Genomic DNA, 1168 nt, shown 5'->3' on the forward strand with positions numbered 1-1168 from the left:
ATATGTTTAACTGCATCTAACCGAAAACCATCTACTTTGGTGGTTTCCACTATCCATTCGCCCCAGTACTTTAACTCTTCAACTACAGCCCTGTTGCGGTAATCGATATCGTTAAACATCAGATAATCATAATTGCCCAATTCGGTAGAAGGGACCTCTTCAAAACCTTCTCCTAAATAATTCTGGATCGAATAAATAGCCGTTTTTTGGAGGTCTTCGGCCCAGTCTACCCCACTAAAACACTCATGATTCCATATAAATTCAGAATATTTGCCCTGTCGGCCAGGAAAAGTAAACTTCGTCCAGGCCTCTATTTCGAAAACATCGCTGGTAAATTCGTTTCTATCTTCCGGATTTACAGTTCTAACGGCTATTTTTTCGAGTTCGTCGCCCCCGGCTTTGTGGTTAAAAACCGCATCGGCCAAAGCGCCAATTCCATTATGGTGCAGGGCTTCAATAGCTTTGATATATTCATCTTTGGAGCCATGTTTGGTATTCACACTTCCTTTCTGATCGAACTCGCCCAAATCGAACAGATCGTAAACCGCATACCCAACATCGTAAGCCGCATTGTTTGATTTATAGGCTGGAGGCAACCAAACAGCGGTTATGCCAATTTCTTTTAAATGACTCGCTTCGGCAGCTACTTTAGTCCACAAATTTTGTTCTTCGTTATAATACCAATGGAAAAATTGGATCAGGGTCTGGTTTTGCATTAAATTCGATTTTTTGTATGGATAACATGATTTTTTACGAATTGTTTTTTGGTTTTACAGGAACACCCCTACACAAGCTTTTCCCGCTGATTTCGCTGATGCCCGCAGAAAAACAACTTAAATCTACGAAAATCCATTTGATCTGCAGGAACCACCTTGCCTATGTCTTCCCGCTAATTGCGCAGATCACCGCAGAAAAACAAAATAATAAATCTGCGAAAATCTCTTGAATCTGCGGGAACAATTTTATGCGTGCTTTTCCTGCTAATTACGCATATCATCGTAGAAACAACTTCCAAATCCGCCAGAATCTAAGGAACCGCTTTTAAAACATAACGCCTATTCAAAAATTAATTAGCCGCCGAAACACAGAAATCACAGAGGAGATTAAAGTTTTTCCGTGTTTTTCGTGCTTCCGTGGCAAACATAATGCTCAGGTATGCGCAAAAAAG

Annotated in this window: 1 protein-coding gene; it reads right to left on the reverse strand. The window is 40.7% G+C overall.

What is annotated here, in order from left to right; genetic code table 11:
* The coding region (locus AC1DPQ_RS28345) for an alpha-amylase family glycosyl hydrolase (RefSeq protein ID WP_477611654.1) at positions 1 to 716 on the reverse strand (716 nt) is incomplete at its 3' end.
* Between the last annotated feature and the right edge of the window lie 452 nt (positions 717 to 1168).

The organism is Pedobacter sp. 01T416_2, from assembly GCF_056398925.1.